This window comes from Myxococcus faecalis, from assembly GCF_050039385.1.
Classification (GTDB): Bacteria; Myxococcota; Myxococcia; order Myxococcales; family Myxococcaceae; genus Myxococcus; species Myxococcus fulvus.
The window spans coordinates 89,609-104,719 of sequence record NZ_CP144336.1; the positions used below are offsets into that span (position 1 = coordinate 89,609).

A 15,111-nucleotide genomic window follows, 5' to 3' on the forward strand; every position below is an offset into this window, starting at 1 on the left:
CGTCATGGGTCGTCGTCACAAGGTGTACGAGGGTGACTCGGGGCTGGCGGTGGCCATCGTCGGCATGGCCGTGCGTGTGCCCGGCGCCGCGGACGTGGACGCGTTCTGGCGGATGCTGCGCGACGGAGTGGAGGGCATCACCCTCTTCTCCGACGACGCGCTGAAGTCCCTCGGGGTCGACCCGTCGTTCCTGGCCAACCCGAACTTCGTGCGCGCCGGGGCCGTGCTGGAGCGCCCGGGCCGCTTCGATGCGGGCCTCTTCGGCTACGCCCCTCGGGAAGCGGAGCTGCTGGACCCGCAGCACCGCGTCTTCCTTGAGTGCGTGTGGACGGCGATGGAGCACGCCGGTTACTCCACGGGACGGCTCCCGGGCACCTCCACGGGCGTCTTCGCGGGCTCGAGCCTCAGCAGCTACCTGCTCTTCAACCTGCTGTCGCGCGAGGAGTTCCAGCGGGCCGAAGACACCTTCCCGGCCATGGTGGCCAACGACAAGGACTTCCTCGCCACGCGCGTCGCCTACCACCTGGACCTGCGCGGCCCGGCGCTGACGGTGCAGACGGGCTGCTCCACGTCGTTGGTGGCCACGCACCTGGCCTGCCAGTCGCTGCTCGGCTACCAGTGCGACATGGCCGTGGCCGGCGGCGTCTCCGTGCACATGCCGCAGCGCACGGGCTACCACTATCAGGAAGGCGGCATCACCTCTCCGGACGGGCACTGCCGCGCGTTCGACGAGCGGGGCCAGGGCACCCTGTTCGGCAGCGGCGCGGGCGTGGTGGTCCTCAAGCGCCTGGCGGACGCGCTGGCGGACGGCGACACCATCCACGCCGTCATCCGTGGCTCGGCCATCAACAACGACGGAGCCCTCAAGGTCGGCTTCACCGCGCCGGGCTTGAGCGGACAGGCGGAGGTCATCGCCCGGGCGCAGAGCCTCGCGGAGACGCCGGCGGACTCCATCACCTACGTGGAGGCGCACGGCACGGCCACGCCGCTGGGCGACCCCATCGAGGTGCAGGCGCTCGACATGGTGTTCCGCCGGAGCACCGACAAGCGCGGCTTCTGCGGGCTCGGCTCGGTGAAGACGAACGTCGGACACCTGGACGCGGCGGCCGGCGTGACGGGCCTGGTGAAGACGGTGCTCGCGCTGGAGCACGCGGAGCTGCCCGCGAGCCTCCACTACGAGAAGCCCAATCCGCGCATCGACTTCGCGAACAGCCCCTTCTACATCAACACGAAGCTCACGCCCTGGCCCGAGGGGCCGACGCCGCGCCGCGCCGGCGTGAGCTCGTTCGGCATCGGCGGCACCAACGCGCACCTCATCGTGGAGGAGCCGCCGTTCACCCAGCCGGGCGACGCTTCTCGCGCCTGGCAGTCGCTCGTGCTCTCCGCGCGGACGCAGACGGCGCTGGAGGCCCAGACCTCGGCGCTGCTCGCCCACCTGAAGGCGCATCCCGAGCAGCAGCTCGCGGACGTGGCGTGGACGCTGCAGACCGGCCGCAAGGCCCTGGACCTGCGCCGGGTCATCGTGTGCAAGGACCGGGAGGACGCGGTGCGGGTCCTGGAGACGCGGGATCCACAGCGGTTCTTCACGCACTCGCCCGGCACGACGTCGGCATCGCTGGTCTTCATGTTCCCCGGGGGCGGCGCGCAGTACCCGGACATGGGCCGTGGCCTCTACGACGCCGAGCCCGTGTTCCGCGAGGCGGTGGACCACTGCTGCAACCTCTTGCGGCCCAAGCTGGGCTTCGACCTGAAGCCCGTGATGTACCCGGACGCCGCCTCGGCGCAGAGCGCGGGCCAGCGCCTCAAGCGCACCTCCCTGGCGCTGCCGGCGCTGTTCACCATCGAGTACGCGACGGTGAAGCTGTGGGAGTCCTGGGGTGTGAAGCCGGAAGCGGTCATCGGCCACAGCCTGGGTGAGTACATGGCGGCGCACCTGGCGGGAATCTTCTCGCTGGAGGACGCGCTCGCGCTGGTGGTGATGCGCGGCAAGCTCTTCGAGGAGCTGCCCGGTGGCGGCATGCTCAGCGTGCCGCTGCCCGAGTCGGAGGTCCGTCCGCTGCTCGGGGAGACGCTGTCCCTGGCGGCGGTGAATGGCCCCGCGCAGTGCGTGGTCGCGGGCACGGTGGAGGCCGTGGAGGCCCTGGCCACGGAGCTGACCCGCCGCGAGGTGGAGTTCCGTCACATCCCCATCGACGTCGCCGCGCACTCGTACGTGGTGAACCCGATCCTCGACCGCTTCAGCGACTTCATCCGCACCATCAAGCTCAACCCACCGACGAACGTGCTGTTCCTGTCGAACCTCACCGGCACGTGGATCGACCTGGATGACGCGCTGGACCCGTCGTACTGGGTGAAGCATCTGCGGCAAACGGTGCGCTTCGGCGACGGAATCCGCGAGCTGGCCAAGGCCCCCGCGCACGTCTACCTGGAAGTCGGTCCGGGCCGGACGCTCAGCACGCTCGCGCGGCTCCAGGTCAACGGCCCCTCCGCGCCGGCGGTGCTCTCGTCCCTGCGCCATCCGCAGGACCCGGTGGCGGACGAGGAGCACCTCACCGCGACGCTCGGGCGACTCTGGGCCGCGGGCGTCGAGGTGAACTGGTCGGCCGTGCGCGGCAAGGCGCGGCGGCTGCGCGTCCCGCTGCCGACGTACCCCTTCGAGGGACAGGACTACTGGCTCGCGCCCCAGGCCCCTTCCGCGCGTCGGCGGTCCGCGGCGAACAAGAGCGCGGATGTCTCCAGCTGGTTCTATCTGCCGTCCTGGAAGCGCGCTCCGCTGGCGCCGCCTCGCGCCGGTGCCGTCACGCCGAAGGACTGGGTCGTGTTCCTGGACTCCACCGGCGTGGGCTCGGCCCTGGCGATGGCGCTGGAGGAGCAGGGACATCGCGTCGCGCGGGTGACTCCGGGCGCGAGGCTCGAGGAGCTGGGCGAGAACCACTTCAGCCTGGACCCGGCGGATGCCGACGAGCCGGGCTTCCTGCTGCTCGCGCTGAAGTCGAAGGACTTCAAGGTGGAGAACATCGTCCACCTGTGGAGCCTGGATTCTCGCGAGGGCGAGCAGGACGCGTTCGGCAACGAGCGCTTCGAGCAGGCCCAGGCGCGAGGGTTCCATCCGCTCCTCCGCCTGACGCGGGCGCTCACGGAGGCAGAGCTCCCCGGCCCCGTGGAGCTGACGGTCGTCGGTCGTCAGGCGCTCGACGTGGAGAGCTCGGATGAAGTCGCCCCCGAGCGCGCCACGCTTCCGGCCCTGTGCAAGGTCATCCCGCAGGAGCACGACTTCCTCTCCTGCCGCTACGTGGACCTGGGCCGTGGCCCGGTGGCGCTCGACACGCGGGCGCTGCTGCAGGAGGTGACGAGCACGGCCACCGAGGCTCGTGAGCCCGTCGTCGCCTGGCGCGGGACGACCCGACTGGTGCAGACGCATGAGCCGGTGCGGCTGGAGGCGGACACCCAGCCCGCGCGGCCCTTCCGTCACCGGGGCGTCTACGTCATCACCGGCGGCCTGGGAGGCGTGGGCCTGATGATCGCCCGCTACCTGGCGCGCCAGCATCAGGCGCGGCTCGTGCTCGTGAGCCGGTGGGGTCTGGAGATGGACCGCGACGGCCACAAGCGCCGCGCGGTGAGGGAGCTGGAGGCGGCGGGCGCCGAGGTGCTGCTGGCTCGCGCGGACGTGGCGGATGACATGCTGCTCAGCGTCGCCATCACCCAGGGGGCGATGCAGTTCGGCGAGGTGCACGGCGTCATCCACGCCGCGGGCCTCGCGGGCGAAGGCGCCGTGGCGCTGCTCTCCGGATTGGATGCCGCCGCGTGCGAGCCCCACTTCCGCGCGAAGGTGCAGGGCACGTACGCGCTGGAGCTGGCGCTGGCGGGCCGTGAGCTCGACTTCGTGATGCTGGTGTCGTCCAACGCCTCGGTGCTCGGGGGCCTGGGGCTCGCGGCGTACGGCGCGGCGAATGCCTTCCTCGACGCGTTCGCGACCTCGCGCTCGAAGCAGGGGCTGACGCGCTGGGTGAGCACGAACTGGGATGGGTGGCCCTCGGTGGACGAGGAGTCCCGTGAGACGAAGACGAGCCTGGACGCGTTCGCCATGACGGAGGACGAGGCGGTGGAGGCCTTCCGCCGCGTCGCGGAGTCCTCTCTGGGCGGGCAGGTGGTGGTCTCCACCGGAGACCTGGAGGCGCGCGTGGCGCGCTGGTTGAAGCGTGAGGGTGGGCAGAAGAACCAGGACACCTCGGGCGGCGCGACGCACGAGCGGCCGCAGCTGGGCACCGAGTACGTGGCGCCCACCGGCGACCTGGAGCTGGCCCTGACGAAGGTGTGGCAGGAGCAGCTCGGGCTGTCGCGGCTGGGCATCCATGACAACTTCTTCGACCTGGGCGGCAACTCGCTCCTGTGGCTCAAGATCGTCGGACGGCTGAAGCGGGAGCTGGGGCGCGAGGTCCCCCTCACCTCCGTCTTCGAGGCGCCCACGGTGGCCGCGCTGGCGAAGAAGCTGGGAGCGCTCGGCGCCCCTTCGGACCCGCCCGGGTTCGAGTCGAGTCAGAACCGTGGAGCCGCGCGACGCGAGCGGCGCAGCCGCCGTGAGTGAAGGAGCGGACGCCGTGGACGTGAAGCAGCCGTCAGACATCGACGACGCGGACCTCGCCATCATCGGCATGTCCGGGCGCTTCCCTGGCGCGCGGAGCACGGCCGAGCTGTGGGCGAACCTGCGCGGCGGCGTGGAGTCCATCCGCTTCTTCACGCCCGAGGAGAGCCTCGCCGCGGGCGTCGCTCCGGAGCAGGTGGAGGACCCGGACTTCGTGCGCGCCGCGGCGGTCATGCCCGAACCCGAGTCCTTCGACGCCGCGTTCTTCGACATGCCGCCCCGTGAGGCGGAGCTGACGGACCCCCAGCACCGCGTCTTCCTGGAGGTCTGCTGGGAGGCGCTGGAGCACGCGGGCTACTCGCCGCGCGACTTCCCGGGCGCCATCTCCGTGTACGGCGGCGCCACGCTCAACACGTACCTGCTGATGAACCTGGCGCGCAACCCGCGCGTGCTGGAGTCGGTGGAGCCGGTGCAGGTGAACATCGGCAACGGCACGGACTTCCTGGCCACCCGCGTCTCGTACAAGCTGAACCTCCGGGGCGCAAGCCACGCGGTGCAGAGCGCGTGCTCGACGTCGCTGGTGGCGGTGCACCTGGCCTGCCAGAGCCTGCTCAACGGCGAGTGCGACATGGCGCTCGCGGGCGGCGCCTCCGTCAACGTGAGCTTCCTCCATGGCTATCGGCACGTGGAGGGCGGCATGGCGTCTCCGGATGGACGCTGCCGGCCCTTCGACGCGAAGGCGCGAGGCACGCTGTTCGGCAGCGGCGCGGGCGTGGTGGTGCTCAAGAAGCTGAAGGCCGCGGTGCGCGATGGCGACACCGTGCACGCGGTCATCAAGGGCTCGGCCATCAACAACGACGGCTCGCTCAAGGCGGGCTACACCGCGCCGGGCGTCGAGGGTCAGGCCCAGGTGGTGGCCGAGGCGCTGGCGGCCTCGGGGCTGGAGGCCGACGACATCGGCTACGTGGAGGCACACGGCACCGCGACGCCGCTGGGTGACCCCATCGAGGTGGAGGCGCTCACCCGAGCCTTCCGCGCGTCCACGCAGCGACGGCGCTACTGCGCGCTCGGCTCGGTGAAGGGCAACCTGGGCCACCTGGACGCCGCGGCCGGCGTCACCGGCCTCATCAAGGCGGCGATGGCGGTGAAGCACGGCGAGCTGCCGCCCAGCCTCCACTATGAGCGGCCCAACCCGGCCATTGACTTCGACACCAGCCCCTTCTACGTCAACGCGACGCTCAAGCCGTGGCCCGCCACCGCCATGCCTCGCCGCGCCGGGGTGAGCTCGTTCGGCGTGGGCGGCACCAACGCGCACGTCGTCCTGGAACAGCCGCCGCGTCCGCTCGACAGCGCGACTCCGCGCCGCGCGTGGCAGTTGCTCCCGGTGTCGGCCCGCACGCCCTCCGCGTTAGAGGCGAGCACGCAGCGGTTGGCGGAGGCGCTGAAGAATCTCCCCGACGCGAAGCTCGCGGACGTGGCGTGGACGCTCCAGGCGGGTCGTCAGCGCTTCTCGCACCGCCGCTTCATCCTCGCGCGCGATGCGGGCGACGCGGTGGAGGCGTTGACCCGGACTCCCGCCGAGCCGCCAGCCCCCGAAGCCCAGGACAGCGTGGACCGGCCGGTGGCGTTCCTGTTCCCCGGCCAGGGCTCGCAGCACGTGGGCATGGGCCGCGCGCTGTACGACTCGGAGCCCGTGTTCCGGGCAGAGGTGGACCGGTGCGCGGCGCTGCTGGTTCCGCACCTGGGCGGCAAGGACCTGCGCGACGTGCTGTATCCGAAGGCCGGCACGCCGGAGGAGAACGAGCGCACGCTGGCGAGGACGGAGCTCACCCAGCCCGCGCTCTTCGTCCTCGAGTACGCCACCGCGCGGCTGTGGATGTCCTGGGGCGTGAAGCCCGCCGCGATGCTCGGCCACAGCATCGGTGAGTACGTGGCCGCGTGCCTCGCGGGTGTCTTCTCGTTGGAGCACGCGCTCCAGCTGGTGGCGGCGCGTGGACGGCTGATGCAGTCGCTCCCGTCCGGGGCGATGCTGGCCGTGCCGCTGAGCGAGGACGAGGTGCGACCCTACCTCGGCACCGAGCTGAGCCTCGCCGCGGTGAACTCGCCCATGCAGTGCGTCGTCTCCGGACCGCATGAGGCGGTGGAGCGCGTGCGCCGCCTGCTCGAGGAGGCCGGCGTGCGCAGCCACGTGCTCGCCACGTCGCATGCGTTCCACTCGTCGATGATGGACCCCATCCTCGACGCCTTCACCGCTCGCGCGGCGGCCATGCCGCTGCGGCCGCCCACCCTGCCCTTCGTCTCCAACGTCACCGGGACGTGGATCACCACCGAGCAGGCGACGAGCCCGCGTTACTGGGCACAGCACCTGCGCGGCGCGGTGCGCTTCGCCGATGGGCTCCACGCCCTGCTGTCGGACCCGAAGCGCGTGTTGCTCGAATGCGGCCCGGGACAGGTGCTCAGCAGGCTCGCGCGGAGACATCCGGACACCGTCGCGTCGCGCCCGGTGCTCGCGTCCATGCCGACGTCGCAGGACACCGTCGCACCGGGCGCACCACCGAACGCGTATTCGACGCTGGGCGGCCTCTGGCTCGCGGGCGTCACCGTCGACTGGAAGGGCTTCCACGGCGAGGAGCGACGCCAGCGGCTCCCCCTCCCCACCTACCCGTTCGAGCGTCAGCGCTTCTGGGTGGAGCCGGAGACGAGGAGCACGCCGTCCTCCGAAGCGAGGAGCACGCCCGCCGCCACGGAGACCGCGCTCGTCCAGGAGCCGATGGAGCGCTGGTTCCATGTGCCGTCCTGGAAGCGCGCCCCGCTGTCGTCCTCGCTCGTCGCGCGAGGGGCCACGCCTCGCGTCTGGCTGGTGTTCGAGGACGAGGCCTCTCCCACCGACGCGCTCCTGGCTGCCGCCCCTGGTGAGGAGCGACGAGTCCTCCGCGTGCGCCCGGGTACGGCCTTCAGTCACACGGGGGACTCGGAGTTCACCGTCGCGCCCGGCTCGCTGTCGGACTTCCGCGCTCTGCTCGGCGCGCTGCGTGACGCGGGCCTGCTGCCCGACGCCGTGCTGCACCTGTGGAGCCTCACGCCCGGACTGCCCACGTCCTTCGCGCAGGCACAGGCGAGCGGGTACCACTCGCTCGTCGCCCTCGCGCGTGCCCTCGTCGAGCACGCCCCCGAGAAGCCCTGCTCCATCTGGGTGGTGACCAACCACGTCCACGAGGTGACGGGCGACGAAGCCCTCTCGCCGGACAAGGCCACGGTGCTGGGCCCCTGCCAGGTCGTCTCGCAGGAGCAGCCGTTCCTGCGCTTGCGCCACATCGACGTGGTGACGGACGCGGACTTCAAGCTGCCCCCCGCGAGCCTCCAGTCCCTGCGCGCGGAGCTGCGCTCGACGGCCCTGGACACGGTGGTCGCGTTGCGAGGTCCGCACCGCTGGGCCCGCACGCTGGAGCCGCTGCCGCTGCCCGACGCGACGGGCGCGAAGGTCCTCTCGCGCCCGGGTGGCGTGTACCTGCTGGTGCATGGCCTCAGCGGCGTGGGCGCGATGAACGCCCGCGCCCTCGCGGGCATCTCGCCCGGCGCGAAGCTGGTCTGCCTGGAGCCCGCGGACCTGCCGTCACGCGAGCACTGGGACACGCACCTGTCCCAGCACGGCGAGGCGCATCCCTCGTCGCAGCGCATCCGTCGGGCTCGTCAGCTGGAGAGCCTGGGCGCCGAGGTCACCGTCATCTCCGGCGACGTGACGAGGCAGGAGTCCCTGCGCGAAGCGGTGGAGACCGTGCTGGCGCGCTTCGGTACCGTGCACGGCGTGGTGTACGGGGCCTGGCTGCCGCGCGAGCTGGTGGCGCGGCTCGTCTCCGAGACGGGGCCCGAGGAGAGCGCGTGGCACTTCGATGCGCGCGTGCGGGGACTGGCGCTGCTCGACCAGGTGCTCGGCGAGCGTCCCCTGGACTTCCGCGTGGTGGCGTCCTCCATCTCCTCCGTGCTGGGCGGCATGGCCACCGTCGCGCACACCGCGGCGAGCGCGTGGCAGGACACGTTCGCCCAGGCGACGACTCGCGCGGGGCGGCGCTGGGTGAGCCTGGATTGGGACGTGGTGCGCGTGGAGGACTACGGCGCGCATCCGGGTGCACGCGGTGAGGCCCTGGACCGGCTGGCCATCGCTCCCGAGCAGGGCGCCGAGGCCCTCGCGCGCGTGCTCTCGCAGTCCGAGGGCAGCTGGTGGGTGGTGTCCACGCACGACCCGGTGGCGCGACAGGCCCGCTCCCGCGCCGTCGAGGCGGTGGACTCCGCCCCCCCGGCCGCGCGGCCTCAGCATCCCCGGCCATCGAACCTGCGCAGCGCCTATGTCGCGCCCACGACGGAGATGGAGCGCACGCTCACGGAGCTCTGGCAGCAGACGCTCGGTGTCGCGCCCATCGGCATCCAGGACAACTTCTTCGAGCTGGGCGGTGACTCCCTCATCGCCGTGCAGCTCAGTGATCGGCTCAAGCGGCGCCTGGACATCAGCGTGCCCGCCTCCAGCCTCTACGAAGGCGTCACGGTGAAGGCCCTGGCCGCCCTGCTCCAGCCTCCCGAGGCGGGCACGGTGCAGGCGGAGACGGACGAGCGCGAGTCCACGGTGCAGCGCCGCAAGCAGAACCTCCAGCGGCAGCGCTCCCGGCGGCGCTCCGACGACGAGGAAGTGGAGGACGAGGGCTGAGTCGGCCCGCAGTCGACCCTGCCCGCGCACCATGCGAGTCATCCTCACCAACTTCGGGTCTCTCGGTGACGTCCAGCCCTTCGTGGCCCTGGCCGTCGAGCTCAAGCGCCACGCCCATCAGCCGGTGCTCGCCGCAGCGCCCTCGTACGAGGCGCTGGCGCGGCACCACGGCCTGGAGTTCGCCCCGGTGGGTCCCGACCTGAGGGACGCACAGAGCGGCATCACCCAGGCGATGATGGGCAACCCCGCGGTCGCCCACTCCGCCGGAGGCATGCTCCAGCTCTTCCAGCCGCTCGCCGAGGCCGTGCCCCTCATGCTGGAGGACCTGCGCGCGGCATGCCGCAACGCGGACGTCCTCGTCAGCGGACGCGTGCAGCCCGCCGCCCGCATGGTGCACGACCTCACGCACCTGCCCTTCGTGACGGTGCTCGTGGAGCACAGCGGCAGCGGCGGCGGGAGCCCAGCGTTCCAGGCCGCGGTGCGCGGACTGGTGAACCCGCTGCGCGAGTCCCTGCGACTGCCTCCGCTCGACAATCCGCTGGTGGATGGACTGTCACCGCAGCTGGTCCTCACCGCGCTGAGCCGGCACGTGCGCCCGCCCGCCTCGGACGCGCCGGCGCACCACCACACCGTCGGCTACTGCCTGCTCGACGAGCCGGACTTCACGCCGGACCCGAAGCTGGCCGCGTTCCTGGCGGAGGGCGAGCCGCCGGTGTGCATCACCTTCGGCAGCATGACGCACGCGGACCCGGCGGCGCTGACGGACACGCTGGTGGCCGCCGCCGAGCGCGCGGGACGACGGGCCCTCATCCAGCACGGCTGGAGCGGCCTGGGCCAGCGCGCCCTGCCTCCGACGGCGCACGCGCTGGGACAGGTGCCGCACTCGTGGCTGTTCTCGCGGGTGTCGTGCGTGGTGCACCACGGCGGCGCGGGGACCACGGGCGCGGCGTTCCGCGCGGGCATCCCCCAGGTCGTCGTGCCGCACACCTATGACCAGTTCACCTGGGGCGAGGTCGTCCAGGAGCGCGGCTGCGGTGGACCGGCGATTCCCATCGGCGAGCTGAGCGTGGAGCGACTCGCGGCGGCGCTGCGCGCGACGCACGAGGACACGGGCCTGCGCGCCTCGGCGGCGCGGCTGGGCGAGCAGCTCCGCGAAGAGCACGGAACGACGAAGGCGCGTCACCACATCGAGGACCTGGTCCGTCGGGTGGGGCTCGCCTCGGACCCGGTGAGCGGGGACGAGGGCGATGAGGACGCGGAAGACGAGGGGCGGCGTCAGCGGCGCAGGAGCGCGCTGAAGCAGCAGCGGGCGAGGAAGGTCGACACTTGAGCGGGACTCGGGAGAGAGACATGGCCACGGATTCGTCCAACGCGGACACCACCGGACTGGAGATCGCCGTCATCGGCATGGCGGGGCGGTTCCCGGGGGCGCGCGACCTGGAGGCCTTCTGGAAGAACCTGCGCGACGGCGTGGAGTCCATCCGGTTCCTGGAGGACGCGGACCTGGAGCCCAGCGCGCTCGACACCGCCGCCGTTCGCTCGGACCCGAACTACGTGAAGGCCGCGGCCGTCCTCGAGGACGCGGACCTGTTCGACGCGGGCTACTTCGGCGTCACCCCCAAGGAAGCGGAGGTGATGGACCCGCAGCAGCGCGTGTTCCTGGAGTGCGCCGTGGAGGCCCTGGAGCACGCGGGCTACGACACCGAGCGCTTCAAGGGCCGCATCGGCGTGTACGCCGGCGCGCGCACGGACACGTACGTCTTCAACCTCTTCTCGAACCCCGCCGCGCTGGGCGGGTTGGACCCGTTCGAGATCGGCCTGGGCAACGACCTGGCCTTCCTCACCACGCGCGTGGCGCACCGGCTCAACCTGCGCGGCCCCGCGTACTCGGTGCACACCGCGTGCTCCACCGCGCTCGTCGCCCTGCACCTGGCCGGACAGGCGCTGCTCGCCGACGAGTGCCGGATGGCCGTCGCGGGCGGCGTGGCCATCAACGTCCCGCAGAACGTGGGCTACCTGTATCAGTACGGCGGCATCGTCTCGCCGGACGGCCACTGCCGCGCGTTCGACGCGAAGGCGGCGGGCACCATCTTCGGCAGCGGCATCGGCCTCGTCGTCCTCAAGCGGCTGGAGGACGCGCTCGCCGACGGTGACACCATCCACGCCGTCATCAAGGGCTCCGCCATCAACAACGACGGCGCCGTGAAGGCCAGCTTCACCGCGCCCAGCGTGCAGGGCCAGGCCACCGTCATCAAGGACGCGCTCGCCGCAGCCGAGGTGTCCGCCGACAGCATCCACTACGTGGAGGCGCACGGCACCGGCACCGCGCTGGGCGACCCCATCGAGCTCCGCGCGCTGACGAAGGCCTTCGGCAACAAGACGAAGGGGCGCCGCACCATCCCCATCGGCTCGGTGAAGACGAACGTGGGACACCTGGACGCGGCGGCCGGCAGCGCGAGCCTGCTCAAGGCCATCCTGGCGATGAAGCACCAGCAGCTCCCGCCCAGCCTCCACTTCGAGTCACCCAACCCGCAGATCGACTTCGACAGCGGCCCCTTCTACGTGAACACCACGCTCCAGCCGTGGCCCCGTGGGCGCACGCCCCGGCGCGCGGGCGTGAGCTCGTTCGGCATCGGCGGCACCAACGCACACGTCATCCTCGAGGAGGCACCCGCCACGCCCGCGTCGTCCGTGAGCCGGCCCTGGGAGCTGCTCGTGCTGTCGGCGCGCAGTCACACGGCGCTCGATACGGCGACGGCGCGGCTCGCGCAGCACCTGGAGTCGCAGCCCGGGTTGTCGCTGGCGGACGTGGCCCACACGCTCCAGGTGGGTCGCAAGGCGCACTCGCATCGCCGGGTCCTCGTCGCCCGTGACGTCCAGGACGCAGTGCGTGTGCTGCGCATGGCCGAGCCCCAGCGCGTCCTCACGGCGACGCACGAGACGAGCCAGCGGCCCGTGTCGTTCCTCTTCTCCGATGCCGGCGCGGGCACGCCGCTGGAGTCGCTCTACCGCTCGGAGCCGGTGTTCCGCGCGGAGGTGGACGCGTGCGCGAAGCTACTGCGCTCGCCGTTGGACCTGGACCTGAGCGCCGCGATGTATCCCGAGGACGGCAGCCGTCCCTCGCTCCCCGCCCCGCTGGGCACGATGGCGCGCTTCGTCGAGCAGTACGCGCTGGCGCGGCTGTGGATGGCCTGGGGCCTGGTGCCCGAGTCCGTGCTCGGAGAGGGCACCGGCGCGTGGGTCGCGGCGGCGCTCTCGGGAGCACTCCCGCTGGAGAAGGCCCTGACGATGGCGCTGCTCGGGGACCCGAGCAGTCAGCGTGCGGGCCTGACGGGCTCGGGGCTGAAGGCTCCCGAGACGCCGCTGCTCTCCTCCGCGACAGGCGCCTTCGTCACGGACGCCGAGGCCGTGCGCCCGGAGACCTGGCTGGACGCGGCGAGCAACACGTCCCGCCTGGACGATGCGCTGCGCGAGCTGGTGAAGGAGCCCACCCGCGTCGTCCTCACGATGGGGACCCCGGGGGCGCTGGTCGAGCGCGCCCGTGCGTTGGCCGGCACCACGGGCACGCGCGCGATCAGGACCAGCCTCGCGGACTCGCTGCCCGCGCTGGCCTCGGTGCTGAACACCCTGGGCCAGCTCTGGTTGGACGGCGTGGAGGTGGACTGGGACGACGTGAACGAGGACCGTGGCCTTCGCCGCGTGCCGCTGCCCACCTACCCCTTCGAGCGACAGCGCTACTGGGTGGCCCCGGCCGCGCGCGCCGAGTCCACGCAGGCCGTGTCGTCCCAGACGCCGCAAGGAAAGCTCGCGGACGTCGCGGACTGGTTCCATGTCCCCGCGTGGCACCGCACGGCGCCCATCGCCCTGGACCGCAAGGCGCTGCAGGAGCGCCGGTGCTGGGTGCTCTTCGTGGACGGCCTGGGCGTCGGCGAGGCGCTGGCCCGTCGACTGGAGGAGGCCGGGCAGGACGTGGTGCGCGTGCGCCAGGGCGGCGCCTTCATGCGCGACGCGGCGAAGCGCTACGCGCTGGATGCCCGGCTGCGCGGGGACTACGCGACGCTGTGGAAGGACCTGGCCGACCAGGACCTGAGCCCCTCGGTGGTGGTGCACCTGTGGAGCCTGGGCTCCTCGGGCGACGAGCCGTCCAGCCCCGAGCTGTTCCGCAAGGTCCAGGACACGGGCTACTACAGCCTGTTGCACCTGGGGCAGGCGCTCGCGAAGGGCGACACGTCGCGCCCGGTGCGCGTTGAAGTCGTGACGGACCGCGTGCAGGACGTCGCGGGCGAGGGCACGGCGCTCCCCGAGAAGGCCACGCTGCTGGGGCCCTGCAAGGTGATTCCGCAGGAGCAGGAGCACGTCTCCACGCGCTGCCTCGACGTCGTCGCCCCCGCGCCCGGGAGCCCGGCGGTGGAGAAGCTCGCGGAGCGACTGCTCGCCGAGCTGAGCCAGCGCTCGCGTGACGCCGTCGTCGCATGGCGCGGCAGCCTCCGCTACGCGCAGACGCACTCGCCGCTGCGCCTGGAGCCCGCCGGCGAGGCTCCCACGCCGCTGCGTGAGCAGGGCGTGTACCTCATCACTGGCGGCCTCGGCGGGGTCGGCCTGATGCTGGCCGAGCACCTGGCGCGCACGCTCCACGCGCGCATCGCGCTCTTGGGTCGCACGGCGCTGCCCGCGCCCTCCGAGTGGGATTCCTACCTGGCCACGCATCCCGAGGACGATGCCGTGGCGCGCCGCATCCTCCGCGTGCGGGAGCTGGAGCAGGCGGGCGCCCAGGTGATGGTGGTGCAGGCGGACGTCGCGGACGCGGCGCGGTTGGAGGCGGCCGTCGCCAAGGTGGAGGCCCGCTTCGGCGCGTTGAACGGCGTGCTCCACTGCGCGGGCGTCACGCAGGGCCCGTCGCTCTACAACCCGCTGACGGACATCGGCCGGAGTGAGTCCGAGACGCAGTTCGGTCCCAAGGTCCACGGCACCTATGCCCTGGAGCAGGTGCTGAGCCGGCGCTCGGCGGACTTCGTGCTGCTCTTCTCGTCCAACGCCGCGGTGCTCGGCGGCCTGGGCTACCTGACGTACGCGTCCTCGAACCTGTTCATGGATGCCTTCGCGCAGGCGCGCGCGGGCCGCACGGGGACGCGCTGGGTGAGCGCGTCGTGGGACCCGTGGCCCGAGGAGACGAAGCACACGAACGTGCGCACCAGCATGGACCAGTACGCCATGACGCCCGCGGAGGGCGCGGAGGCCGTACGCCGACTGGTGACGCTCGGCGTGGATGGTCAGGTGGTGGTCGCCACCGGTGACCTGGCGCAGCGCTGGCGGCTGTGGATTCAGAGGGAGACGTCGCAGCCCACCGCGGGAGCCCGCGCGGCCGGCAAGCCGCGTCGCTCGAAGACGCCCTTCGTCGCGCCCGGCTCCGAGTTGGAGAAGCAGCTCGCGTCGCTCTGGCAGGAGGTCCTCGGCGTCGACTCCGTGGGCCTCAACGACAACTTCTTCGACCTGGGTGGCCACTCGCTCCTGGCCACGCGCGTGGCGGGACGGCTGCGCACCCAGTTCGACCTGGACATTCCCCTGGCGAAGCTCTTCGAGGCCGCCACGGTGGCCTCGCTGGCGAAGCTGGTGGCGGACCATCAGGCGGCGCTGGAAGAGGCCGCCAGTCAGGCCGCGCTCGATGAGCTGGCCAACCTCAGTGACGAAGAAATCGAAGCCGAGCTCGCGCGTCGCTCGCGATAGCCGGCCCTGAACCTTTCCTGGACCGGAGAGCCCTGCTCGTCCGGTCCCCTCGAACTTCCCTCCGCCCTGGGCCATCCCCAGCCACCGGAGGACCCGGAGTCCAGCA

Annotated in this window: 4 protein-coding genes; all 4 read left to right on the plus strand. The window is 72.1% G+C overall.

Annotation, left to right across the window (positions count from 1 at the left end; all coding sequences use genetic code 11):
- The first annotated feature begins 4 nt into the window (after positions 1 to 4).
- Genes VZQ01_RS00345 through VZQ01_RS00360 form a run of 4 tightly spaced genes read left to right on the plus strand, consistent with a single transcriptional unit; the run spans position 5 to position 15,005 of the window.
- A complete protein-coding gene (locus VZQ01_RS00345) occupies positions 5 to 4,585 on the plus strand; it encodes a type I polyketide synthase (RefSeq protein ID WP_426746624.1) in 4,581 nt (1,526 codons plus the stop codon).
- A 13-nt stretch (positions 4,586 to 4,598) separates the two neighbouring features.
- Positions 4,599 to 9,281 (plus strand): type I polyketide synthase, encoded by a 4,683-nt coding sequence (locus tag VZQ01_RS00350; RefSeq protein ID WP_426746625.1) that lies wholly within the window; start codon positions 4,599 to 4,601, stop codon positions 9,279 to 9,281.
- A 31-nt stretch (positions 9,282 to 9,312) separates the two neighbouring features.
- A complete protein-coding gene (locus VZQ01_RS00355; RefSeq protein WP_426746626.1) occupies positions 9,313 to 10,611 on the plus strand; it encodes a glycosyltransferase in 1,299 nt (432 codons plus the stop codon).
- A gap of 20 nt (positions 10,612 to 10,631) precedes the next feature.
- Entirely contained in the window at positions 10,632 to 15,005 is a 4,374-nt protein-coding gene (locus VZQ01_RS00360; RefSeq protein ID WP_426746627.1) for a type I polyketide synthase, read from the plus strand.
- The last annotated feature ends 106 nt before the right edge of the window (positions 15,006 to 15,111 follow it).

Bases quoted from the DNA above. Each gene is read 5' to 3' on its own strand.
- VZQ01_RS00360 (WP_426746627.1), top strand. From the start codon at position 10,632: ATGGCCACGGATTCGTCCAACGCGGACACCACCGGACTGGAGATCGCC.
- VZQ01_RS00355 (WP_426746626.1), top strand. From the start codon at position 9,313: ATGCGAGTCATCCTCACCAACTTCGGGTCTCTCGGTGACGTCCAGCCC.
- VZQ01_RS00345 (WP_426746624.1), top strand. From the start codon at position 5: ATGGGTCGTCGTCACAAGGTGTACGAGGGTGACTCGGGGCTGGCGGTG.